General features: G+C 35.8%; 20 protein-coding genes and 2 pseudogenes. 13 read left to right on the forward strand and 9 right to left on the reverse strand.

What is annotated here, in order from left to right; all coding sequences use genetic code 11:
- Positions 1-40 precede the first annotated feature (40 nt).
- The 5 genes from BSO02S_RS16745 to BSO02S_RS28035 all read left to right on the forward strand — a co-directional run bounded on the left by BSO02S_RS16745 (position 41) and on the right by BSO02S_RS28035 (position 6,672).
- Positions 41-1,417, forward strand: coding sequence for a Sau3AI family type II restriction endonuclease (locus tag BSO02S_RS16745; RefSeq protein ID WP_066069812.1), 1,377 nt, complete (start codon positions 41-43; stop codon positions 1,415-1,417).
- Positions 1,418-1,431: 14 nt separating this feature from the next.
- A complete protein-coding gene (locus BSO02S_RS16750; RefSeq protein ID WP_235846943.1) occupies positions 1,432-2,400 on the forward strand; it encodes a hypothetical protein in 969 nt (322 codons plus the stop codon).
- Between the two features lie 705 nt (positions 2,401-3,105).
- Positions 3,106-5,052, forward strand: coding sequence for a hypothetical protein (locus tag BSO02S_RS16755; protein WP_066069815.1), 1,947 nt, complete (start codon positions 3,106-3,108; stop codon positions 5,050-5,052).
- The gene (locus BSO02S_RS16760) at positions 5,042-5,887 is read left to right on the forward strand and encodes a hypothetical protein (protein WP_066069818.1); all 846 of its coding nucleotides are present in this window, start codon (positions 5,042-5,044) and stop codon (positions 5,885-5,887) included. Before BSO02S_RS16755 ends, BSO02S_RS16760 begins: the two co-directional genes overlap by 11 nt.
- A 2-nt stretch (positions 5,888-5,889) precedes the next feature.
- Complete coding sequence (locus tag BSO02S_RS28035) at positions 5,890-6,672, forward strand: DUF6339 family protein (RefSeq protein WP_235846944.1); 783 nt, start codon at positions 5,890-5,892, stop codon at positions 6,670-6,672.
- A gap of 96 nt (positions 6,673-6,768) precedes the next feature.
- On the opposite strand, the gene BSO02S_RS27205 is transcribed toward BSO02S_RS28035, so the two are convergent.
- Both BSO02S_RS27205 and BSO02S_RS16775 read right to left on the reverse strand, forming a co-directional pair.
- Complete coding sequence (locus BSO02S_RS27205) at positions 6,769-6,975, reverse strand: hypothetical protein (RefSeq protein WP_169802762.1); 207 nt, start codon at positions 6,973-6,975, stop codon at positions 6,769-6,771.
- Positions 6,929-7,240: a hypothetical protein gene (locus BSO02S_RS16775; RefSeq protein ID WP_066069821.1), complete on the reverse strand. Its 312-nt coding sequence runs from the start codon at positions 7,238-7,240 to the stop codon at positions 6,929-6,931. Before BSO02S_RS16775 ends, BSO02S_RS27205 begins: the two co-directional genes overlap by 47 nt.
- A gap of 216 nt (positions 7,241-7,456) precedes the next feature.
- On the opposite strand from BSO02S_RS16775, the gene BSO02S_RS16780 reads away from it, so the two are divergent.
- Together BSO02S_RS16780 and BSO02S_RS16785 are read left to right on the forward strand one after the other, a co-directional pair.
- Positions 7,457-7,783: a nucleoside triphosphate pyrophosphohydrolase gene (locus tag BSO02S_RS16780; RefSeq protein ID WP_066069824.1), complete on the forward strand. Its 327-nt coding sequence runs from the start codon at positions 7,457-7,459 to the stop codon at positions 7,781-7,783.
- Positions 7,776-10,205: pseudogene (locus tag BSO02S_RS16785) on the forward strand (DEAD/DEAH box helicase family protein). Before BSO02S_RS16780 ends, BSO02S_RS16785 begins: the two are co-directional and overlap by 8 nt.
- A 41-nt stretch (positions 10,206-10,246) precedes the next feature.
- On the opposite strand, the gene BSO02S_RS16790 reads toward BSO02S_RS16785, so the two are convergent.
- On the reverse strand, positions 10,247-10,633 hold the full coding sequence (locus BSO02S_RS16790) for an ABC transporter ATP-binding protein (protein ID WP_235846945.1): 387 nt from the start codon (positions 10,631-10,633) through the stop codon (positions 10,247-10,249).
- A 226-nt stretch (positions 10,634-10,859) separates the two neighbouring features.
- On the opposite strand from BSO02S_RS16790, the gene BSO02S_RS16795 reads away from it, so the two are divergent.
- On the forward strand, positions 10,860-12,767 hold the full coding sequence (locus BSO02S_RS16795) for a 3'-5' exonuclease (RefSeq protein ID WP_066069827.1): 1,908 nt from the start codon (positions 10,860-10,862) through the stop codon (positions 12,765-12,767).
- Between the two features lie 171 nt (positions 12,768-12,938).
- Here BSO02S_RS16795 and BSO02S_RS16800 read toward each other — a convergent pair whose 3' ends face one another.
- Together BSO02S_RS16800 and BSO02S_RS16805 are read right to left on the reverse strand one after the other, a co-directional pair.
- Positions 12,939-13,706, reverse strand: coding sequence for a hypothetical protein (locus tag BSO02S_RS16800; protein ID WP_066069929.1), 768 nt, complete (start codon positions 13,704-13,706; stop codon positions 12,939-12,941).
- Between the two features lie 342 nt (positions 13,707-14,048).
- Positions 14,049-14,753: pseudogene (locus BSO02S_RS16805) on the reverse strand (MFS transporter); the annotation flags it as partial.
- 263 nt (positions 14,754-15,016) lie between these two features.
- Between BSO02S_RS16805 and BSO02S_RS16810 the strand changes: the two are divergent.
- Entirely contained in the window at positions 15,017-16,537 is a 1,521-nt protein-coding gene (locus BSO02S_RS16810; RefSeq protein WP_066069829.1) for an RNA-guided endonuclease InsQ/TnpB family protein, read from the forward strand.
- 187 nt (positions 16,538-16,724) lie between these two features.
- Positions 16,725-17,927, forward strand: a complete 1,203-nt coding sequence (locus BSO02S_RS16815) for an MFS transporter (protein ID WP_066069833.1) — start codon at positions 16,725-16,727, stop codon at positions 17,925-17,927.
- A 270-nt stretch (positions 17,928-18,197) separates the two neighbouring features.
- Here the strand turns inward: BSO02S_RS16815 and BSO02S_RS16820 are convergent, their stop codons facing one another.
- Positions 18,198-18,515, reverse strand: a complete 318-nt coding sequence (locus BSO02S_RS16820) for a hypothetical protein (RefSeq protein WP_066069837.1) — start codon at positions 18,513-18,515, stop codon at positions 18,198-18,200.
- A gap of 309 nt (positions 18,516-18,824) precedes the next feature.
- Between BSO02S_RS16820 and BSO02S_RS16825 the strand changes: the two genes are divergently transcribed.
- Together BSO02S_RS16825 and BSO02S_RS16830 are read left to right on the forward strand one after the other, a co-directional pair.
- Entirely contained in the window at positions 18,825-19,820 is a 996-nt protein-coding gene (locus BSO02S_RS16825; RefSeq protein ID WP_066069840.1) for a zinc-dependent alcohol dehydrogenase family protein, read from the forward strand.
- A gap of 186 nt (positions 19,821-20,006) precedes the next feature.
- Positions 20,007-20,195, forward strand: a complete 189-nt coding sequence (locus BSO02S_RS16830; protein ID WP_066069843.1) for a hypothetical protein — start codon at positions 20,007-20,009, stop codon at positions 20,193-20,195.
- A gap of 159 nt (positions 20,196-20,354) precedes the next feature.
- On the opposite strand, the gene BSO02S_RS16835 is transcribed toward BSO02S_RS16830, so the two are convergent.
- The 3 genes from BSO02S_RS16835 to pssA all read right to left on the reverse strand — a co-directional run bounded on the left by BSO02S_RS16835 (position 20,355) and on the right by pssA (position 22,611).
- Positions 20,355-20,549, reverse strand: a complete 195-nt coding sequence (locus BSO02S_RS16835; protein WP_066069846.1) for a hypothetical protein — start codon at positions 20,547-20,549, stop codon at positions 20,355-20,357.
- A 61-nt stretch (positions 20,550-20,610) separates the two neighbouring features.
- The gene (locus tag BSO02S_RS16840; RefSeq protein ID WP_066069849.1) at positions 20,611-21,906 is read right to left on the reverse strand and encodes a DedA family protein; all 1,296 of its coding nucleotides are present in this window, start codon (positions 21,904-21,906) and stop codon (positions 20,611-20,613) included.
- 213 nt (positions 21,907-22,119) lie between these two features.
- Positions 22,120-22,611 (reverse strand): CDP-diacylglycerol--serine O-phosphatidyltransferase, encoded by a 492-nt coding sequence (pssA, locus tag BSO02S_RS16845; protein ID WP_066069852.1) that lies wholly within the window; start codon positions 22,609-22,611, stop codon positions 22,120-22,122.
- Between the two features lie 408 nt (positions 22,612-23,019).
- On the opposite strand from pssA, the gene BSO02S_RS16855 reads away from it, so the two are divergent.
- Positions 23,020-23,436 carry a VOC family protein gene (locus tag BSO02S_RS16855; RefSeq protein WP_066069857.1) on the forward strand — a complete coding sequence of 139 codons (417 nt, stop codon included), beginning with the start codon at positions 23,020-23,022 and terminating at the stop codon, positions 23,434-23,436.
- Positions 23,437-23,583: the final 147 nt, after the last annotated feature.

Genomic DNA, 23,583 nt, shown 5'->3' on the forward strand with positions numbered 1-23,583 from the left:
AAATATGTTAGTAATTGAGATCTCTGTAGGGGGTACATCGATGATATATGAAACGGAAGAGGCGCTTCTATATAAAGCAAAAGAAGCAGAAGGCAAAACTTTTGGTGAGATTGATCAAACTGGAAGAATTGCTAATCCTAAATCTAAAGGACAACTCGGACAAATAATCGAAGAGAGCTTTTTTGGATATGAAGTAAATTCTAAGTCAGAGGCCGATTTTGCGGATTTAGGCATTGAATTAAAGGTTACTCCTCTTAAACAGAATAAAAATAATTCCATTTCTGCTAAAGAAAGATTGGTCTTAAATATCATCAACTACCATAAGGAAGTTCACAATACATTTGAAACCTCTAGTTTTTGGACAAAGAATCAAACAATTTTACTGATGTTTTATCAATGGATTCCTGAGGTTCACCGTTCTGAGTACCAAGTGCTTAAAAGCCATCTTTTAACTTTTAATGAAGAAGATTTACATATTATTAAGAAAGATTGGGAATTCATAGTAAATAAAATTAAATTGGGGAAAGCTCATGAACTTTCTGAAGCTGATACTATTTATTTAGGTGCATGCACGAAAGGAAAAAACAAAGATTCATTAAGAACCCAACCATTTAGCCCCATCCTCGCAATGCAAAGGGCGTATAGCTTAAAAGCTAGTTATATAACTGGCGTTGCAAGAAAAGTATTTACAAATAAAGATATGGTCTCGATTACTACTAAGCAAGAATTAAAAAGTAAAACCCTCGAAGAAATACTTCACGATAGGTTCCTTCCTTATATAGGAAAACCTCTTACACAAATCGCAAATAAAAACGGGATTAAAATTAATAAATCAAAAAGTTTTGTTGCCGATTTTGTCAGTGCATTATTAGGGATAAAAGGAACAAAACTGGATGACATTGAGGAATTCTCAAAGGCAAACATTCAATTTAAAACAATCCGGCTTGAACCAAATGGAAAACCTAGAGAACATATGTCATTTAAAAATGTAAATTTTATGGAATGGATTAATGAAGAGTGGAGTGAGAGTTGGCTAAAGAATTATTTTGAACAAACAAAATTTCTATTTGTTATTTTTGAATTTAGAGAAACAGAAAAGGAAATTAAAAATCGTGAATTATTTTTTAAAGGCATAAAACTATGGAATTTGCCAATTTCGGAAATTCAAGGACGATTAAAAGACTTCTATTATAACCTTCAACAGCAACTGGCTTCAGGTGTTCACATTGAAATTGTATCCAAAGGAAATAAGAATGTGGCAAAGAATAATCTGCCTTCTCCGAGGACTAATGGACTTTGTCATATTCGTCCTAAAGGGAAAAATGGACAAGATAAAACCCTTTTACCGGATGGACAAATGATTGCCAAACAAGCATTTTGGCTGGATAAAGAATATATTGCATCAGTAATTGATTAAGAGGTGATGAATTAATGGCTGGCTATATTTTTACTCTTGATAATATTAACTCATTAAATGAACTAATATTAAACCAAGTTTATAGTACAAACTTAAATATTCCTCTGTCTAATAAATGGTTAATACATCATGAGGGTACCTTCACTGATTATCTATCTATGACAGAGGGAGATAATGTTTACTTTTTTATTAAAAGAAAAATTTACGGAGTTGGTAGACTTATAAATATCAATGGAGACTGTAAGCATTTAAATTTCCCGTGCGCTGATATTCCAATTACAGAAGACTTTTTAAACCTAAAAGACAAAATGATTCTGAATAAATCGACATTTAATCTTGGAAATCGTTTTCTTTGCACATTTGAAAGTGCTCCACACTTTTTTAAAAATGGAATTGATATGGATGATGTACTAGCTTCGAATCCAGAAGCATTTAAAATGTTACGGGTACTATGGAAATTATCATTTATTAAAATAGATGATGTTGAAAATAAAGCATTATATGATATTATTCTCAAAACTAATGAAAATGAAATAGCGAAACCAAAACATATTTTTATATCTTCAGAAAGCTTACATACTAGAATGAAGAGTATAATAAATCAAAGTTACAAAGTGAATGCCAAAAATATTTTAAGCTTGGCCTCTGAAGGAACAAAAATCAGACATGAAATGGCTATCGAAGCTGGAGTAGTAGATTATATAAAAAATACCTCTGATGGAGTTTTCGGAAAATGGGATTATTTATCACATCAAGTGGTAGCTTCACCTTTTAAACCCGTAGATTACATGGATAAAATGGATGTTTTCGGTTATCGATTTATACCGTCGTACTCAACGATTTCCAAATATCTGACAATTGAAATAAAAAAAGATGTTGCTGATACAGAAGTAATTAATCAACTTATGAAGTACGTTGACTGGATTAATCAAGAGTATAGTTATGGTGACTACTCGATGATTGAAGCATTTATAGTTGCTTAAGATTTCCCGGATGATGTTGTTAGGTTAAAAGAAGAGGTTGGAAAACGCACTTTTGTTAAAGGTCGTCGTCCGGCAGTTACAATGTATTGGTCAAATTTAAGATTAATAAAATATGTTTATAATGAACAGGAGAAAAATCTTGAATTTATTGAAGTGGGAATAAATTATGATGAAGTTTCCAAAAATTAAAGCAATTTAATAATTACCATCAATGTTGCACGCACGTTGTTGATAACTGGTATATCGTTATAAGTCTTGTTTTGAGTCGATTCCATGGGGACGGTGCCGATGGCTAGGACTATCCTCACTAAAACCATGGGAACCGCCCCTGTGGCATCTCTGCCCTAGCTTTTTACGAACTCCAAGGAAGAGGTAACATTATGGAGAATGTTGAGGCTTAATTTAACCAAATAAAATCCTTGTATAATTAATATTGGAATCGAGGATTTTTATTTTGCGTTATAAATAAATGGAATATTTAATTTGCAGTTTTAAATATGTTATACCAATATTACGGTGGATAGAATCTCATTGAAGATATCTACTATTGTAAATTGTTGGGTGTTATAATGTGTTGTAAATAATATAATTACTTATGGTAGAAATGTATTTAAAAATATTAACAGATAAAGAAATGGACTGAGTATTGTTATGTCATAAGACTATTTCAATACCAAAATTTAGATTGTCTCTTGGGGGATTGAAATGAAAACATATTGGAACTTTCCGGCTGCAACAGGTGGAATGATTAATTCAATTAATAATGCTGGGCTGGAAACTTTTAGAGGTAATGCTTTGGATTCTCTAACAAGAGAAATTTGTCAAAATTCTTTAGACGCAGTGAAGGATAAGGATAAACCGGTAGTTGTTGAGTTTAAAAGTTTTACAACACCCATAAGTATATTTCCAAATAAAGATGAGTTAGTTGGGGTTTTTGAACGTTGTAAACAAACCTGGGATGGACACAATAAAAAAAGTGAAGAGTTTATAAGAAATGCATTAACTATCCTTGAAAGTCCTGAGGTAAATTTTTTAAGAATTAGTGATTTTAATACAAGGGGTTTGGAAGGGGCAAAAGAAGGGGGACTTGGCTCGCCATGGTCTTCATTAGTAAAAGAAGCTGGTTCATCGAATAAAGAAGAAAGTTCAGGTGGGAGTTTTGGAATAGGAAAATCTGCACCATTCTTAAATTCTAGTTTAAGAACCTTATTTTATTCTTCCTTTGATATAGAGGGTTATCAATCACATATTGGTGTAGCTAATATTATGTCATTTAAGAAGGACGAAAACCAAATTACATTAGGTAATGGCTATTATACATATAATACAATTTCATCAGCAATCCCTAGGTTATTGCATCTAGATGATGAGTTTCATAGAGAGGAAACCGGAACAGATATCTACGTTTCAGCTTTTGAACCAAAAGATGATTGGCTAGAAGAGGTGAAGAAATCAGTTCTATTTAACTTTTTTATTACAATCTTTAAAGGAAATTTGGTCGTAAAAGTAAACGATTTTGAAATCAATAATCATAATATTGAACAGATGATTTATGAGCTGAATGACAATGAAGAAAATCGCATATTGAAGAATTATTTTAATCTCTTAGTTTCAAATAAAACAATCAAAGTCCCATATCCAGCTATGAAATATTCAAAGGAAATTTCCTTTGAAGAGGGTGAAGCGGAATTATTTTTGCTTAACGGTGAAGATCTAAATAGAAGAGTTTTAATGACGAGAAAAACAGGGATGCGTATTTTTGAACAAAAGAATATCAGTGGCAGCATTTCGTTTACGGGATTACTGATGATTACAGGAACAGACATGAACAATATTTTTAAACAAATGGAGAATCCTGCTCATACAGAATGGGCCCCAGAACGATATGAGAAAGATCCAAAGGTAGCCAAAAAAATATATGCTGATTTAAGGAAATTCATTCGAGACACAGTGAAAAATACATTTCAGGAACAAATAACAGATGAAATGGATGCTGTTGGCTTAAGTGACTTTTTACCCAATAAGGATTTAAGTTCGGCTTCTTCTACAAGTAAGTCCGAGTCGCTAAGTTCAACGATAAAAGCTATTATTACAAAACAAAAGGAACCTGATTCCCCTAAACCTACTAAGAAGAATAAAGGTAACGAATCGGAAGATTTTGAACAGCAATTAACTGGTGAATTTGGGATTACCCCTGAAGGTGATAAAAGTGGAAATGGAACAGGGGAACATGGAAGTAGTGAAGGAACCGATGGAGCGGGTGCGACAAATTCGGGCGGAGATAAAGAATTGGATGAACTTCAGTCAGGAGAAAGGCAAAATCGTAAGGAACGAAAGCCCAGTACAAAGCCGGTCCAGATGAAACAGCGATATGTATGTATGGATAAAAATAATGGAAAATATAAATTTAATATCATTCCTGAAAAAACTTTATCTAGTGCACGCTTAGTTTTTAAAGTGGTGGGTGAGCAAAGTGATTATGACTTGCCAATTAGAAGTGCTGCTACAAATGATTTGAATGTCACAGTTGAGAAATGGAGATCAAACACAGTAGAGCTCAATTCACTTAAGAAAAATAAGAGCTTTACCGTTAATGTTGATATTGATTACAGCGATTATTGTGTATTGGAGGTGGAACTATATGAAAATTAACTCATCCTATCCATATCCAGTTCTATATATGAATAATGACGATTACATAGAATCTAGTTTCCATACGAATATTCATGTATATGAATCGTTTGGGGAAGTAAAAGTTCGTGCCGATTTTACATTGGAGAATAGTGGTTTAACTAGTTTAATTGAGAGTGATTTAGCTGTGTATCTAATTCATATTGAATGTCCTCAGACTAGTTTCCGAAAGACTTTCCAAACCAATAAAAAAAGTTATGATATTACCATCCCTACGAACCATTTGCGTGGGAAAATTGCCATTCATTCATTTATTCTGGCAAAAGAAAAAATAGAAACCTATCAAAATGACCTGTTAAACGAGTGGTTTAAAGATGTACCTATTTCGTTTGAAAAGGGAAATTTCCTAGCAATTGGGGATGCAATAGAAACTAATTTATTTGAAGACAATATGGAATTATTGGATTTACCTTCTATAGCAAAGGTAACGAAATCACTTAAAAATGAATTCATGGAAGTTGATATCCATACCAATATTATTACGATTTCTCTTCCAGAATATGAATATAGCCAGTACGCAACCAATGCTAATTCAAGATTAAAAAATACCATTATATCAACAGTAATCGTCCCTGGTTTGGTATTTGTATTCTCTAAAATTAATGAAAATAGGGAAGACCTTAAAGAATATACTTGGTTTCAGGTGTTGGAAAAAATCTTTGTGGAAAATCATGTTCGAATTGAAGATGTGGGAACAGATTCACTTTCAGCACTAAAAGCTGCACAAATGGTACTAAGAAAGCCACTAAAAACTAGTTTTGAAGAAATTGAGAAACTCAATAAACTGGAGGATTAAAGTTGAAATTAAAATTCATTTCGGATGAAACATTAATGGATTTAAGAACGAACTTCGATGCGTATAAAGATCATTATTATTCCTTAGATACCAACTGGTTTGATCACTATTTTAATGAAGAGGGAAAAGTGATTGAATCAAAGATTGAGTTTGAAATGCCCTTGTTAAACATTAATGAGGACTACGCTCAAAGCGATAAGGAAAATGTAAAAATTATCTATGATTCACTGAACCATCTAACTATTTCGCAAGCAACACAGGAAAGACTATGGTCAGGGTTGGCCCATTTACAATTTAGGGATTTTTCCTACTATCGGTTGAAAAATGAATTACAAAAGAAAAACGATACTCGGCTCAATACCGCGCTGTTTTTTAAAAATGGTAATAAACGATCACTTTTTGTCCATATACTAGCGCGATTATGGTGGGTAGGATATATGACATATGACGATTCCAATAGGAGCAATCCATACTGGTTAACGGATTTTTTCTGTGAAAAGGATTTTTCCGCAAGATGTGTTGTATTTTTTTCTAGTAACTTTACTTCTAATCAGAATATCACTAAGGGGATCTTGAAATCGTTAATTAAACTTCAGAACATTGGAGTTTCAATTAAACGAGATCATTTTGTCCAGGCTAATAAATATTTAAATGTTGTTGGTGGAGCACTTATTTTGGATATGCTTACGACTGAAGAAATTGAGGAAATGGTTGATAAATACCTGTACAAATATTTTGGCTTAAAGACTCACGGACAAAAGGATGAGGTAACATTATCATCATAATTATTGTAAATCACTATGAAAGAGCTACTCATGATTATGTAGCTCTTTGGTGGTTTATGCTGATTATTTAGGACGACGGAAAAGGACTTCCAGACTTTAAAGCTTAAAACTTCCAAAATGTACATAGTGCTTTTCCGTTATGTATCTGTCAAAGATGGATATCTCTTTATCCCTAATATCGACACGTATTTCCTGCAGAACATCTGAATAGCCTTCAAAATAGTAGGAGTCCCCGCTACAATAATCATAGGTAATATTAGTAAAGCCGTTTTCCTTTAAAAAAGTGGTCATTTTTTTGACCATTTCTTTCTCCACTCTTTTCAAATTCATTCTCCGGTGTTTCTTTGTTACTTAAATAAGTAATAAACGGCTTTCCACTTTCTAATGGGTATATCCATACCTCATCAAATCCGCTGCCATTTACAAAAGGATATTTTATTTTTAGCAAATCGAGTGCAAGTTCCTCTGTTTCTGCTGTGATAAAACCCAAGACTTGAAAGTTTTCATACTCTTCTTCATTAGGCGCTATAGTAACTCCATCGGGGCAAATAATGATCCACTCCTTCATATTCTATACTCCCTGTTCTATTCAAAATTTTTTGGTTTTGAATGTTCTCAATATGGTTTGGATCATCATTGACCATTTTCTTCATTCATAGTCAAGGTTTGGTGAAGAAACGTTTTATAATTTGGCGCCAATTGTAGGATAGGAAATTGATAATTTTCACAATTTGTATTTCCATTGGTTATAATAAGGTTATAAATATTTTGGAGGTACCACAAAATGCCTATTTACAACAAACTCGTTCGTGATCGGATTCCAGAAATTATTGAATCAGGTGGTAAAACTTGTTCTACCGCAATTCTAAATAATGAAGAATACATAAAAGAACTAAAAAACAAGAGTTTTGAAGAACTTGAAGAGTATGTTAATGCCGATAATGATAAGGATGCAATTGAAGAGTTAGCAGATTTACTAGAAATTATCCACGCCCTTGCAGAATGTCATGGTGCATCAATTGAAAAAGTCGAAGAAGTTCGACAAAAGAAGGCTGCAAAGCGGGGGGCCTTTAAGGTAAAGATATTTTTAATTGAGGTTGAAGATGAGTAAGGTCCAGCTAATAATAAGGGATCTAGGGAATCATTTAATAGACAAGCTAGAAGAAGCTTCGACCATATGTATTCTTACGTCTTTTATAATGAATTCTGGAGTACATTTTTTAAAAGAGGGCCTAAAAAGAGCCGCAGAAAATGGAGCGGACATTAAGATTTGCACCGGTGATTATCTATATATAACACAGCCCGATGCTCTTGATGAAATGCTTTCAATTGATAGCCGAATTAAAACCCGAATTTGGAAAAGTAATGGTGTATCGTTCCATCCAAAAGCCTATATGTTTCAATCAAGTGAGCATGACTTCTTGTTTGTTGGTTCTTCTAATCTATCGAAGTCAGCACTTAATCATGGCGTTGAATGGAATTTATCAGTAAGTGATGAGCAGGAAGTCTTTGATGAAGCGCAATCAGAATTTCTGAAACTTTTTTATGCTGAACAAACAGTACCATTAAATAAGGAAACCTTAGAGGAATATAGAGTTAATTTTAATAAATATCAACAAAAATATCCGAATCTGACTCAAAAGTTGACGGAACTTGAAGAATTAGATTTAATGCTCCCTTCGAATAAAGAGATTCCAGACCAGCCTGAAATAATCATTGAACCTCCTGTACAATATGGGGAAATACAGCCGCGTTTTGCTCAAATTGAGGCTCTTGAGGAGTTAAACAATACTCTGGAAGAACAGTATAATAAGGCACTTGTTGTCATGGCGACTGGATTAGGAAAGACCTACTTGGCTGCATTTTTTTCGGAAAACTTTAAAAAAATCCTGTTTATTGCTCATCGTGAAGAGATTCTCAACCAAGCTAAAGATTCCTTTACGAAAATTATGCCGGAAAAACGGTATGGTATATATAACGGTAAGGCAAAAGAGACACATGCTGATGCTATTTTTGCTTCAATATATACTCTTAGTATGAAAGCTCATCTTGAGCAATTTCAACCGGATGAATTTGATTTAATCATTGTTGATGAATTTCATCATGCCGCGGCTGACTCCTATAAAAGGGCTATAGATTATTTTCAACCCAAGTTTTTATTAGGGATAACAGCGACACCTGAAAGAAATGATAACAAGGATGTTTATGCTATATGTGATGGTAACGTTGCATTCCGACTCGATTTTCTTGAAGCGATTCAAAGAAGGTGGTTATCTCCATTTAACTATTTTGGCGTGTATGATGATACGGACTATAGCCAGATTACTTGGTTGGGTAACCGTTATGATGAAGAAGAATTGCTTCGGGCGCAACTAAGAGATGAATTGGCCCAAAAGATCCTTTCGACATGGGAACAGAAAAAACAGACAAGAAAGATTGGGTTCTGTTCATCTATTAAACAAGCTAACTTTCTATCAAACTATTTTAATGGGAAGGGCTATCGAACGGTTAGCCTTCATTCACAGCAAAAGGGTGTCGGTAGAAAGGAAGCAATTTCTCAGCTTTCAAAGGGAGAAATGGATATCATCTTTACAGTTGACCTGTTTAACGAGGGTGTGGATATTCCAGCGGTCGATACATTGCTGTTTGTTCGCCCGACTGAATCATTAACTGTGTTTACTCAACAAATTGGTCGAGGTCTCCGTTTACACCCAGGTAAAGAGGCATGTGTAATTATTGATTTAATCGGAAATTATCGGAATGCTGATGTTAAGCTTAGTTTATTTGATACACAGCCACAGGATGGGAAAATTAGAAATATTCATCCTAGTGTACCGGACTTTTGTGAAATTGATTTAGATGTAAATGTTATTAATCTTCTGGAAGAAATGGGAAGAAAGAGACAGCCCTGGAGAGAGAAACTATTTAATGACTATATGGATCTTAAGCGAGAGCTTGGTAGAAGACCCACGTATTTGGAATTGCATTTAAAGGGTGCTTCCGATTCCCCTCATTATAAACAGGAATTTAAATCATATATTGGGTTTTTAAATTGGGCAAACGAATTATCCGAAGATGAAATTGATGTTTTATCCCGGGGGGGAAATTGGCTAATCGAAGCAGAAAGAACTGGGATGACGAAAAGTTACAAGATGGTAGTCTTATTGGCAATGCTGGATCGTGGAAAATGGCACTGGTATAAACCCATTACACCAAGAGAAACAGCTCCATTTTTTCATCAGTTCTTTATGGAAAAAGAGCACCGCAAAAGAATCGACTTTTCCGATAAAGGTGCGCGGAAGTTTTGGGAATATGATGAAAAGGGTGTTAGTAAATTAATCGCTAACATCCCGATGACGAAATGGAGCGGTAGTTCCAAAGAGTTAATTTCATTTTAACAGGATCAATTTACAATCAATTTTGATGTTGCAAAGGAAGATGAGGCTGTCCTTTTTAATTGGACAAAAGAAATATGTGAATTACGTCTTCATTATCACTTTGAGCGAAAGGCAAAAAATCCCCGTGTCCATTAGGCATGGGGTAATTCTTTGGACTATGAGAAAGAAATGCAGTTCTATTTCTTCCTCAACACCCCTTTTTTAACAAGATTAATAAGTGTCCCTTTATTTTTATATCGATTATAAGCAATTAATCTATTCAAATCTTTAATGGTTAATTTTGCTGGATCAATGGCCAGTGCGAATTCATTACTCACCTTATCGATTAAAGAGAGGGCATATTCAATCTGTTTTGCTGTTAATGTGTAATCTTCTTGATCCGCTGTATGATTAGGATTATCTTGGTCATGGCTTGTGGTCTGTAATGCCGCAGCATGTTCTTTTATCTTGGCATCTACTAATGCCTCAACTTCCTCATGGTTAACATATTGGACAGCTGGCTGGGCCGGTTTTTGTTCTGATTTAAATAATTTATCGAGGATTCCTTTAAACAATTTTTCCACTCCGCTTCTAAGAGTTCTTAACGTTTTCCATGTATGAAAAGAAAAGCTTCCATTCTATTATTAAAATAAAATCGTGGAAAGGCAATGCTTTTGGAAGAATTTTGTTTAATTGAGTCGAATTATTTTAGAAAAACAAGTTTAATTTTACAAAATATTAGTAAATGTATCAGACCAACGCACTATTTGTAGTATAATGGTGGAAAATGCAAATTTTGGAGCGGTCACTATGGCAATTACAATTCCCGATACAATTCGATCATCTGCCACCACTGGGGAGAGATTATTATTCCGAACGCTGAAAACCTATCTGCCGGATGATTATATAGTTTACTATGAACCGGAAATTCAGGGGAGGAGACCCGATTTTGTGATTATCGGCCCAGATCTTGGACTCGTGGTTTTGGAAGTAAAGGATTATACCAGAAATACACTCCTCCAGATTAACCATGAGGAATGGCATATTGTGGCTGCTTCCGGTGAACAAACGATTATAAAAAGTCCAATAAAACAAGCCAGGGATAATATGTTCCTTGTGGTCGATGTACTGAAAAAAGATAAGAATCTAATCCAATTAGATGGTAAATACAAATTTAGTCTAAAGTTCCCCTATGGTCATGGAGTCGTTTTTACAAGGATGAACTCGAAAGATTTTATTAAAGACGGTCTTTATACAGTTATAGAACCTAATCTATGTTTAACAAGGGATGAGATTGATTCCGAAAAAGATGAATTTTCAGATGGAATCCTGATGGAAAAGATCTTAAATATGTTTGTTGTTCCATATCGATTAAAAGAGCCGCTTTCTTTTGAGGACATTAATGCGATTCGCTATCATTTATTCCCTGAAGTTCGCATTAGTGCTGAATTTAAAGCACCAGTCCCGTATCAAGATCAACTTTTGTTATCCCTTCATGATATCAAGACAATGGATCTGCACCAGGAGAATTTGGCGAAGCAGATTGGTGATAAAAACCGGTTGATTCGAGGGGTGGCGGGAAGCGGGAAAACGATTATTTTGGCCAGTCGGGCAAAGATGTTGTCGAAACAGAATCCTGATTGGAAGATTTTAATCCTCTGCTACAATATTTCATTGGCGAATTCCATCCAGCAAATGATCAATCATATGCTGAATGAGCCGGAGGACTTATTTGATCTCGATCCAAATAGGAAAACAGTCCAAAATCAACGCATCATCGTTCGAAATTTTCATTCGTGGTTAAAGAATGATTTAAAGATAAGGGAGCAGCAACTTCCAGAAATCATTGAAAAAATTGAGAAGAAGGAAGCGATTCTGCCAGTCTATGATGCGATATTAATTGATGAGGGACAGGATTTTGGGGCAGATTGGCTTCGACTGGTGAGTTTACTTATCAATGCAGATACCCAATCGCTTTTATTAGTAGAGGATCGAGCACAGACGATTTATAAACGAAAACGCTCATATTTACAGGATACCGGTTTAAGCTTTCAAGGGAGATCAAAGGTGTTGTCGATTAACTATCGGAATACCTCACAGATTGTAAAGTTTGCCTGGGATTTTTTCCGTGAGCATTCGATGTTTAAAAACAAAGTAGTTAATCGTAATCTTGAAGGTGAAATAATTGCCCCGCAAAGTACCAAACGAAAAGGACCAGAACCGGGTATCGTCAAAGCGGCTAATTTCTTTGACGAAATGAGACTGGTTGCCAGACAAATCAAGAAGCTCCATGAAGAGCGAAAAGTTCCTCTAGATGAGATGTTGATTTTATACAGGGTGAAGCGGACGCATAAATACCCGGTTGTCGATATTATTAAACGCTCTCTGGGCGATGCGGGCCTGCCGTTCTTTTGGATTACAGAAAGCGATGTTTCGAAGCGATCCTTTAGGAAAGAAGATGGCAAGGTCAAGATCAGTACCATCGATAGCAGCAAGGGCTTAGATTTTCGTGCTGTTTTCATTGTTAACGTCGATTCGATGCCATTTCCATTGGAGGACGATAAGGAGAGAGAGGTTTCCTTGTTCTATATTGGAATGACTAGGGCGAAGGAATATCTTTGCTTGTCATACTCGGGCGAATCGGAATTTACAAAGTATCTGGATCAAATCATCCATAATAGGCACAGCAAAAAGGCTGAGATTGTGAACATCAATTAAAAATAATCTAAGTTCAATTAAAAATATTAAGAGCGTGTTTTGATCAATCTATTTTTTCAAAATACGCTCTTTCTGATATCTTTTTTAAGGCCATTTCTGTTATATTGACTGAAAATATCTTTTATTAAAGAATTCCTTACATCAAGCTGCGGCAATATACTGGTTGTGTTCTCACGAATTCCAATAACAATCCCGAAAAAAATAAAATAATTTTTTGTTAAAGATTCCATAATAATAGGCAATTGGATTTCTGACGACCTTTGTAAATTTCAGTTTCCTAATGAGTTGTCTGAAGGAATCAATCGCGATATCCACGACATCATCAATGTCCATATCTTCCAAATGATGAACATGTATATATGCCATCCGCCAATATTCTTCGATTAATTTTGCGTCAGGGAAGAAGCATTTTACAAATTGAACAAAACGCTGTGGAACACGGTTGCTAACATAGGTGTGATCCAATACAGACGGTTCTTCATTACGTTTATTTATCTTTTGATCTTTTTCAGTTTTTAAAAGATTATTAGTTTCTTTTGGGTGGTCCAATGTTTCTTGTTTGGGTGGTTCACTTACGGGAAAACGATTAAAAACATATAGATTACTGGACTGCGAACCATTTTTTCTTTCCGTTTCATAGGCAGTAAAGATCCCTAATGCTTTTGCTTTGTTAATCATCCGTTTAAACGTGGAGCGGGAAATCCCGTTGTCGTGATATTCATCATGAATCGCTTTTAAGAGAGTGCCGATTTTGGCATTGCATACGCCGGGAATTTTCGCAGCAAAACGAACCAGCCGCTTTAATCCGACTAGTTCTCCTTTTGAAAAATCAGTTTTGTGTTCCAATAACCACAACTCCATATGACGATTAAATTCTTTCAATGTTTCAAATTGCGAATATTGTTCAAATCCTTCAATGTTGCCTGATTTTATACTCATTATTCGGCGCCACCCTTCATCGCTTAGTTTCCGTCCAGCAACTAAACGATATCGGATTTTGCCGTTCATATCGAACTTGGAAAATTCACTTTTGGGGCCGATTTTTACCCCAAAAGCGTCATTTTTGCCTTCAAAAGTGAATTTTGAAGGCGATTTTCGCATATTGGGATGGATTTGCTATCAATTTATTAAAATTTAAAATCCTATTGTGGAATAAGCAAAATAAGCTTCCGATTACTCCCATGTTAGAAGAATTCGGTAGTCTATAAGGGCTCTTTTTTGTGCGTTACAGTTCTTCTAGAGAAACCATAGGAAACATGCCAAGACTTTGTTGCTTCCCTCTTATGCTGTTTTCTTTTGTTTTTTGTCTAAGAGATGACTAAAGAAAGTGAGCAGACTTGCACAAACGGCAACTACCCCACCGACCCATGTTACATTCATTAAATTTCCTTGATGATATACAATTCCGCCTAATGCAGAACCAAAAGCGATCCCTACGTTGCTTGCTACTGGCATAAGTGATGCAGCGAGTCCTGTTGCTTTTGGCTGATAAATTCCGGCAAGGTCTATTAAATAAAGCTGAGTAGATGTTGTTAACAGGATGGCCAATAACGACATCAAGCCAATGTTTGCAAATCCTAATATTGTATGATTGGTAGTCCAAAATAAACATGTCAGAACAACTGCCTGCACAAGAAAAACAAACCTAAGGCGACCAATTGCATTGTGGCTGGCTATTTTACCCGCGAGGATGTTGCTGAAAATCGAGATAATTCCATAACCAAATAAGATGAAACTAATGGATTGATTTGGTGCTCCCATTCCCTTCAAGATAGGAACAAGGTAAGTAAAGACGGCATAAGTTGCACCAAATCCAAGTGCAGGAATGAAAAAAGCCATCAAAATTCGTGGATTGGTCAATAAAGAAAACTGATCCCGTAACGAACTGCGTATTTGGCTGAGCTTAGTAGGCAATACGAAAAAGGATGTCAAAAACGCAAATCCTCCTAGTAAAGTAGTTAACATGAAAGTGGCATTCCAGCCGTACTTATTGCGGTTGGATTAGGTCCAATTTTAGGATTTTCTATTCCTCAATGTAAGAAAGTGATGGCATTTTTCCTTAACCAAAAGGATTGCCTGCTAACACATATGTAGATAATGAAACTTATCAGAAAGCAGCGTAAAACCCCTATCTTCAGATATGGGGATATAAGCTGTTTTTTTATTTTTGAAATGGGCAAATACTTTGTATTCTATCAACCTATTTGATATAATAAGAACATAGGTTCTTATGTAAGGAGGTGAAAAGAATGTATTGCGCCTATAAAATACAAATCCATTCCGATCATGAACTATTTGAATATTGTGATTCTCTCTGCTTCAAAGCGAAAAATTTGTATAATATTACGAATTACTACGTTCGACAGGTATATACAGCTCTAAAGGCAGAAAAGAAAAATGAAAATCAACTACAAGTTCTGAGGGATATCGAAACACATTTACCGATAATGAATGAAATTCGAAAGAAACACTATGAAAAGGAACTGGTAAAACCTAAGAAAGTAGATAAAAAGGGCAAAGAAATCGAACCGAAGCTTAAACTCTTTAAAATGCCAACCAAAGATCAATCATTCATTGGGTATAGTTTTGTTGAGGCATTGTTTAAAGTCATGAAGCAGATTGATTACACTTCCATGCCGTCTCAGTCCAATCAACAAACAATGAAAAAGGTATTTAATGATTGGAAAAGTTTTTTCAAAGCGTCAAAAAAGTACAAAATCAATCCAAGCTGCTTTTCGGGTAAACCAAAGATTCCTAAATATAAATCAAAAACAGGAAGAACAACGTGTTATTTAACGAATCAAATAACAGAAATCAAGGAAGGAAATGTTCTCAAGTTACCGGGAACTAGCCTTCAACTGAAATTAGGAAAGGTAGCCCTTTCAGAAGGGAAGCTGCAACAGGTCCGTATTGTACCTTCTTATGGTCGATATGTTATGGAACTCGTTTTTAAAGCTGAACAGCAAGAAAAGGTGATTGTAAGAACAGCAGAACAAATCAATAAATTTATTTTCGAGCCGAAAAAAGTAATGGGTATTGATTTAGGTGTAGATAACCTGGCAACTATTGTCGATAACTTAGGGCTGAAACCTCTGCTTATCAAGGGCACATGGTTAAAATCCATCAATCAATACTATAATAAGTTACGAGCCAATTACATGAGTATCATTCGAAACGGAAAGAGTCCCAAGGAAGGCGTATTTACAACGAACCGTTTGGTTGCATTGGACCGAAAAAGAAACAATCGAGTGATGGATTTCTTACACAAGGCAAGTGTTAAAGTGGTTACTATTGCCCTAGAAAGAGACATCGACACCATCATTATTGGGAAAAATTCGGGGTGGAAATTAGACGTTAACATGAGGAAATCAACAAAACAAACCTTCATCCAAATCCCCTACACAACATTGATTGACATGATTCGCTACAAAGCCGAACGCAAAGGAATTCAGGTCATTATCCGCGAAGAAAGCTACACATCCAAGTCTTGTTTTTTAACAAAGGACCCGATTCCGACATTTGGTGAAGAACACCAAACAACATTTAGTGGACAGAGAGTGAAAAGAGCTTTTTACAAAATCACTGGGTCAAAGATTCAAATACACGCTGATGTCAATGGGGCGTTCAATATTGTTCGGAAACATGTTGGTGGTGCCTTTGAAGGACTTGATAAAAAACAATTCCTTCAATCTCCTAAGAAGATCATCATCTTGAAAAGTAGGAAAACAGCAAAACGGAAGAAAAAAGCAAAGCTGAAGGCTTCGGCCTGATGTATTAGCGGGCCTGTGGTAGCCCACGAAAAGACAATGGGGCTTTTTAGCCTATTCTTTCGAAACCCCTAGCTTTAGCTATGGGGATACTCATTAATACGATGTTTACACATAAAACTTTCCGAAAGTTTCAGAGTTCGTTATGCTAGATATATATAGAATACACGTTGAATAAAGAGGGGATTATTTGAAAAAACTTGCTTGGATTGCTTGTTTAATCTATTTATTAAATGGGTTTGGCCATATTATTATTGGCTCTGTGCTGGAGCCGATGGTTCATGCCTATCAAGTTGATTACAGTGCTGGTGGACAACTCATTATGAATCAATTCCTCGGTTTTTTAGTGGGGGTATTAATTGCTCCAGTGATTGTAAATAGTCTAGGGCGCAGAATGACGATTTTTGTAGCATTGTTCTGTTTTGCCCTATCCCAATTTGTCCTTAGTTTCTTGCCAGATTGGAACGTACTGCTCATAACAACGCCAATCGGTGGTGCTGGGTTAGGGATTGCTGAAACTGTGGTTGCAGCTCTTATCATTGGTTATTTTAAAGAAAAAAAGGCAGCTGTGCTCGTCCTAGCCGAAGTGTTTTTTGGAGTTGGCGCTCTAGTTATTCCTACCGTATCTGCTATTTTTATTATGAATGGCATATGGAACATATCATTTACTTTCGTAGCAGTAATCATCACTGTAACAATGTTCCTGTGGTTATTTCTTTCATTTGGAGATGCTGATTCTTTTTTAAAGAAACAGCCTCGGGCTGCCTTGCAGGATATAAAGTCGCCTGAGAGAAAACGTTATCCACGTAAAGGAATTCCAGTCATAGCTATAGGTGCTTTATTTTTCTTTTTTTATGTAGGGACAGAAATGACTTTCCCTAATTATTTACCTACCATACTAAGGAAAACGACAGATTTAGGTGAATCTGCACTAGCGATAAGTATTACAGTGTTTTGGGGTGCGATGACTATTGGGCGTCTTAGTATGGCAGTTATTATTGATAAAATTGGTTATAGGAATCTTTTAATTATTTGCTGTATTGGTCAATTTGGCAGCATTACCGGATTTGCCTTATCGACATCAGCAACCATGAGTTTTATCTCAATCTTTTTCGCGGGATTGTTAATGGGTGGGATATTCTCCATCGGGTTATTGCTTGTGAATGAGGAAGCGCAAGGATTAGAGGAGAACACGACAAGCATTCTAGTTGCGCTAGGTGGACTGGGCGGTGCGTTTCTTCCTAAAGTGGCAGGGGTATTCATTGACCGGTTCCCTATTGCGGTTACTTTATGGGGCCTTGTTGTATGTTCGCTCGTTCTTGTAATCTTAATGAATATGATTTTTTATTTTAAGAAAAGAGCGAAAAATCATTCCCTAGTACATTCAAGTTAAAGAGATAAGGGGACAGGCAGAGGCTGTAGAAAAAGTAACACTTTTTAAAAATACGGAAGATTCCTGAGGAGATTCCATGTTTGGCTGCGGCAGTTTACTTGCCCAAATCCTTAAGCTTCCGGCCTTCAATCGTGTACTTCATTGCTGCTAGACTTACGTTAAAGGTAATTTGCGATCAGTCCCCAAGTGCAGTATACACTCGGGGACTGATCTTATATTTTAAAAGGTTATTATGACGATGGATGCATCCACTTAAATTCTTCATTCAGCTCACTTCTTTTTGACTTTTACTAATCCTTTCCCAAAATTACCTTTTTCAAAATAGCATATGACCACATCATCGACTTGTATATCATCATCTGATTCGATGCTTTGAGTAGAAAAAATGATCCCTGTCCCGTCACTACTTTTTCCATAATACTGTTTGCTTTCAATTTTGCTAATTTTATATTCAACTGTAATGTATTCAGAGGAATCATTGCTTTTCGTACTTGGATTGTTAACAGGAGCAATTGTATGGTTTCTAAGTAAAAATAATGCTATTAATACTAAGGAGAGCATCCCAAGGATGATCACTCTTTTAAACATGCTTCTCTACCTCCCTTTATGTATTGTATGAGATGGAAGAGGAAAGTAAATCCAACTTTTTTCCTTTGGTCTTTATACCTATTATTCCTGACAAGGATTGCAAAACCCAAGTAAAAAAAAATAATCGCTCAAGCTTAATAAACTTTTGAACCTGGGAGTTTCCATTTTTTAGAAAAGAGGGCTCTAAAAATTTTTAGAATCCCTCTAATTTAGAAGGTTGGTTCACAAACTTGGTAATTCCAAAATTCATAATATTTATAAATTTTATAAATCTAGTGTAATATAATAGAAGAGGAGTGTGATTAACAAATGAAAGCAATGGTGATAAATAAATTCGGAGATCCATCTGTTTTTGAGATTGCTGAAGTTCCTAAGCCTGAAGTAATTCCTGGGCATGTGGTTATTCAAGTAAAAGCAACAAGTGTAAATCCAATTGATACAAAGGTTCGCAGTGGTTTTGTACCAGCAGTGGCACCAGAGTTTCCAGCGGTTTTGCACGGCGATGTAGCAGGAGTTGTGACAGAGGTCGGAGAAGGGGTAACAGAGTTTAAGGCCGGCGATGAAGTATATGGCTGCGCAGGTGGTTTTAGAGGAACAGGTGGTGCCCTTGCAGAATATATGCTCGCGGATGTACAGCTTCTAGCTCCTAAACCAAAAAACCTAACAATGGCACAAGCGGCGGCGCTCCCTTTAGTAACCATTACGGCATGGGAATCGCTTTATAATCGTGCCAATGTAAAAAACGGACAAACGGTACTTGTTCATGCTGCCACAGGCGGGGTCGGTCATGTTGCCATTCAGTTAGCAAAGCTAGCCGGTGCAAAAGTATTCACAACGGCTTCATCTGGGGAAAAGTTAATCATTGGAAAGCGTTTGGGTGCAGATGTGGCAATTAATTATCGGGAACAGACTGTAGAAGATTACGTAAAGGAACATACAGATGGAAAAGGGTTCGATATTGTGTTTGATACGGTCGGTGGCGAGAACCTTGACCGTTCTTTCCAAGCGGCGGCTACTTACGGAACAGTATTAGCCATCGCAGCACGCTCTACGCATGATTTGTCTCCGCTGCATAGTAAGGCCCTATCCTTACATATTACCTTCATGCTATTAAAAGTAATGAATAAGAACCAAAGGCAGGATCACGGGAAAATATTACGAGAAGTAACAAATCTTGTAGAGGAAGGGAAACTTCATCCCTTAATCGATGAAAAAACGTTTACTTTTGATCAAGTAAGTGAAGCACATACTTTATTGGAATCTAACAAAGCAATTGGAAAGGTCATATTAACAAATGAATGGTAACTAGTGGGGAACTTACCCCTTCAAGAGTAGAGAAGTATGTATTATTAATACGCCTCTACTCTTATTTGTGCTTTACGTTTAAATTAACTGCCATAATTGTTCTATATTTTACAGTGGTATCAAATAATAATTTAGTTAAATGGTATATAATCAAAGAGAGAAATTAATAATCGTTAGAGGTATTCAATGAAGGTATATAGACTAAAAAGGCAATTTAATGGATATAAAAAAGGAACACAGTTTTACTTGGTTAGTGAATCAGAATTTATTGGCGTTAAAGAATTTGTATTTATAACAGAAGATTTAACAAATAAGATATTGATTGATGAAAGCGAAGTTATTAAGAGTTTTACTTATATAAAAGAAATCTTTTAACCAAGGGGACGGCTCTTGTGGCCAGGATATCCTCACTAAAAACAACGTGAAGAATTTTCTTTAGATGTCAAAACACCATTTCCCTTCAAGTTAAATGGGGTTTTTGGTGATCCAATGTTAAATTGTAAACTTAATTAGATTCGGGGGTTCGATGTGACGTCATCCACCGACGACAGTGAGGACAGCAACGGTAAGACCCGCCATTCCAATCAACGAGACAGAAGTATTTAGGGGAATCGGGAGTAGGGAACGCAAAGGCATGCTCACGATGGCTTCCCCGAAACCAAACATTGTTCTCATCAAAGCGCCAACAAAAACGGCGACTACAACTAGTATAATAATCGTCACAGTCATTACTCAATCCCCCTTAAGCAAAGCGTATCAGAGCCCATAGCTGAACATTTATTTTATACTATCAGTAAGTTCTATCAATTAAATGCTTGTCCAATACAAGTCGAAACATTTCAAACAACAAAAAGTTAAAAAATATCCAGACCCCGCCATATACATATCCACCCATAATATCGCTCGGAAGTATATCGGTCAATGCAATATTGACAATACTTAACCCTATTAACAAAACCAACACAACTAAAGGGCCCAATATTGGCATGATCGTCGTTTTTGAATGGCGAACAAGTAAAAATAAGCATGTCCCATAAATTATGAATGTTAAAGTAGCACTGATATCTGGAAAATTATCTGAATGGAATTCTCCAACAAACCCAATTAATTGAAGATAGGAAAAAATCTGCAGGATGGATTCATGAAACAACCTTGCACCAAAAATTGGAACGATAAGTAAAAGATACTCTAGCAGCCTGTTCTTGCCTTTTCTCCAAATACGAATGATGGTTATCCCGATCATTGCACCCAGGACATATGGAGATTGAAATACTAGAATTATTTTCATCCAGCCCAAATAAAGAGCATTCTTAACCATATATTCAGCTAGTTCATTAAACTGAGTAAATTCATTATATAAATAGTCTTGGGCCATTCCCAGCATTAAGGTCACCATACCGATTAAAACTAATGTGAGAACCATAAGAAAGATCTCCGTTTTTCTTATGGTTTTTAGTCGATTCGTTAGCCATTTTACTAAATGAATAAAGACGTTTTTAATTTGATTCTTATAAAACCGATAGGCCAAAAAACCAACTAACAACACCGCAAAAACAATAATAAAAATAATGAAATATTTACTAGCTGCTTGATGGAAAGCTTCCCAGCGAGGTCCCAATACCTTCCCAAGAGTAATAAAACAAAATCCCCATAAAAAAGAACCTGTATATGCAGGGATAATAAATTTTCGAAACGGCATTCTAGATATCCCCGAAATATAACCCGTGAAATGCCTGATACCAGGAATGAAATAAGCAAAAATCAGTAATTTGCTGCCCGAACGCTCAAACCAAGCGGATAGTTTTTGATACCTGTCTGGTCCCAAGTGAATATACTTTCCGTATTTTTCAATAAGTTTATATCCACCTGCCTTTCCAATCCAATAGGTTACCGTTATTCCCGCACCGCCCGAAACAAAGACTGTGAGGAGTGCCAAAATGTAATTCATTTTTCCCTGAAATACAAAATAGCCAGCGTAGCTCATTAAAAATTCACCTGAAATAGGTAGAGCCATAAGTTCTAGAAAAATCCCTATGAATAATATCAGATAGCTGTGCTGTTCAAATAAAGTGATTAAATGTGACATATGTATGCCTCCAATATATATATAAAGGAACACTAAAATAAATAATTCAATTATAGTTCTAACGATAATGTAGCACTATTAATGAATTCATTATCCATCTTAATGAATTCTTAATCTTTTATTTAGGGAACACACAGGCTTATGGATAAAATAAAAAAGCTGCTCCCTTTTTTGAAAAAAGGTTACTAGCTTTTTTACAAAGGATAATAAAATTTAAAATTTTTTAACCCTAATTGGACTTACCATTAAGAGAGCGAGGATTAACGTAATCCATGCATTGCTATATGAAAAGAATCCCATACCAGCCAATGGCAATCCAGCAGCGGGAATAGGTAATCCTTTAAAATATCCAATGGTTGGTTTAACACTAAACCTAGCTAATCGTAATGCCCCCATAGTTGGGAAAAGGATAAATGCTATAGAAGTTAAAATGGATGGTGCTGCGATCGAATGAAATAGAAGTGCAGGGGCAACTCCGAAACTAACAATATCAGCTAAGGAATCCAATTCTACGCCTAATTCACTGTTTACTTTTAATTTCCTGGCAACCCTTCCGTCGAGAAGGTCTAAAACAGCCGAAAAGAAGATAAAAACGGAGGCTACTTCCCAAAAGCCACTCATATTAAAGGTAATGGAAAGAACACCGCACAATAAATTTCCGATTGTAAATAAATTGGGTACAGCTTTTACAATCTGACTGAACATGGCAGCTCCCCCTGACGTTAATAATCCGCCCATTTAAGTAGTATTTTCTATAGATTCCTACGTTATCCTTAAAAGGGGAGATATATTATGAAAAAATTTTGTGTTTGCCCACCTCAATTTCTACGGTGAAGGGGGGGTACATAATTGCGATAAAATTAAAAACGAAAAAGACCAGGAACATGTGTATGATTTTGGAAAGAAACCACTAGAGAATGAAGAAACAGATTGGTGGACATATGGAGGGTATAAAAATAGATTTGAAAGAATTCCGGGTGATTTGGATATAATGACACTAAATGGGCGATTTCTGAACAGGGGAATCGCTTTTTTTGGAAGCAGTAGTTTAGTTAAAGTAAATAAAATTGATATGGCATTCTTGCCAGTAATTTAAACAGGAGGAAATTTAATATGGCATTCACATCCCAAAATATCTTTATCAATTTACCGGTAAAAGACTTGAACAAGTCCATTCATTTTTTTAGGGAGCTAGGTTTTGAGTTTAACCCACAATTCTCCGATGAGACCGCATCTTGTATGATTATCAGTGACAATATCTTTGCTATGATCATGATTGAAGATCGTTTCAAGGGGTTTACTAAGAAGGAAAGTGTGGATACTACTACTTCTGCCGAAGCCATTTTCTCCCTATCAGCCGAAAGTCGGGATCAAGTGGATGCGGTAGTAAATAAGGCATTGTCATCCGGTGGTAAATCTTTTAGTGATCCTCTAGATCATGGATTTATGTATATATGGGGGTTTCAGGATGTAGACGGCCATTTATGGGAAATTGCCTATATGGATGCAAGTGCTATGAATCAGGAATAAACTGTATTATATGGAATTCGTTCCTAAGTTAAAACGGGTGAAAAGAACGGCTGAATTAATTATCCATTAGCCCACCAGATTAAAGAATTAATTTTCTGAAGCACCTTATCTACCGCCAACTCTGTTTGATTTAGCTTAAGAGTGATA

The sequence above is a fragment of the Neobacillus soli NBRC 102451 genome, from assembly GCF_001591665.1.
GTDB classification, from domain to species: Bacteria; Bacillota; Bacilli; order Bacillales; family Cytobacillaceae; genus Neobacillus; species Neobacillus soli.

What these genes read in the sequence shown, in the direction of transcription:
- BSO02S_RS16800 (WP_066069929.1), bottom strand. Translation starts at nt 13,706, where the DNA reads ATGAGTATAAAATCAGGCAACATTGAAGGATTTGAACAATATTCGCAA.
- BSO02S_RS16775 (WP_066069821.1), bottom strand. Translation starts at nt 7,240, where the DNA reads ATGAAGGAGTGGATCATTATTTGCCCCGATGGAGTTACTATAGCGCCT.
- BSO02S_RS16750 (WP_235846943.1), top strand. Translation starts at nt 1,432, where the DNA reads ATGGCTGGCTATATTTTTACTCTTGATAATATTAACTCATTAAATGAA.
- BSO02S_RS16825 (WP_066069840.1), top strand. Translation starts at nt 18,825, where the DNA reads ATGAAAGCAATGGTGATAAATAAATTCGGAGATCCATCTGTTTTTGAG.
- BSO02S_RS16820 (WP_066069837.1), bottom strand. Translation starts at nt 18,515, where the DNA reads ATGTTTAAAAGAGTGATCATCCTTGGGATGCTCTCCTTAGTATTAATA.
- BSO02S_RS16755 (WP_066069815.1), top strand. Translation starts at nt 3,106, where the DNA reads ATGAAAACATATTGGAACTTTCCGGCTGCAACAGGTGGAATGATTAAT.
- BSO02S_RS16835 (WP_066069846.1), bottom strand. Translation starts at nt 20,549, where the DNA reads ATGACTGTGACGATTATTATACTAGTTGTAGTCGCCGTTTTTGTTGGC.
- BSO02S_RS16830 (WP_066069843.1), top strand. Translation starts at nt 20,007, where the DNA reads ATGAAGGTATATAGACTAAAAAGGCAATTTAATGGATATAAAAAAGGA.
- BSO02S_RS16745 (WP_066069812.1), top strand. Translation starts at nt 41, where the DNA reads ATGATATATGAAACGGAAGAGGCGCTTCTATATAAAGCAAAAGAAGCA.
- BSO02S_RS16760 (WP_066069818.1), top strand. Translation starts at nt 5,042, where the DNA reads ATGAAAATTAACTCATCCTATCCATATCCAGTTCTATATATGAATAAT.
- BSO02S_RS16795 (WP_066069827.1), top strand. Translation starts at nt 10,860, where the DNA reads ATGGCAATTACAATTCCCGATACAATTCGATCATCTGCCACCACTGGG.
- BSO02S_RS16840 (WP_066069849.1), bottom strand. Translation starts at nt 21,906, where the DNA reads ATGTCACATTTAATCACTTTATTTGAACAGCACAGCTATCTGATATTA.
- BSO02S_RS27205 (WP_169802762.1), bottom strand. Translation starts at nt 6,975, where the DNA reads ATGGTCAAAAAAATGACCACTTTTTTAAAGGAAAACGGCTTTACTAAT.
- BSO02S_RS16855 (WP_066069857.1), top strand. Translation starts at nt 23,020, where the DNA reads ATGGCATTCACATCCCAAAATATCTTTATCAATTTACCGGTAAAAGAC.
- BSO02S_RS16810 (WP_066069829.1), top strand. Translation starts at nt 15,017, where the DNA reads ATGTATTGCGCCTATAAAATACAAATCCATTCCGATCATGAACTATTT.
- BSO02S_RS16780 (WP_066069824.1), top strand. Translation starts at nt 7,457, where the DNA reads ATGCCTATTTACAACAAACTCGTTCGTGATCGGATTCCAGAAATTATT.
- pssA (WP_066069852.1), bottom strand. Translation starts at nt 22,611, where the DNA reads ATGTTCAGTCAGATTGTAAAAGCTGTACCCAATTTATTTACAATCGGA.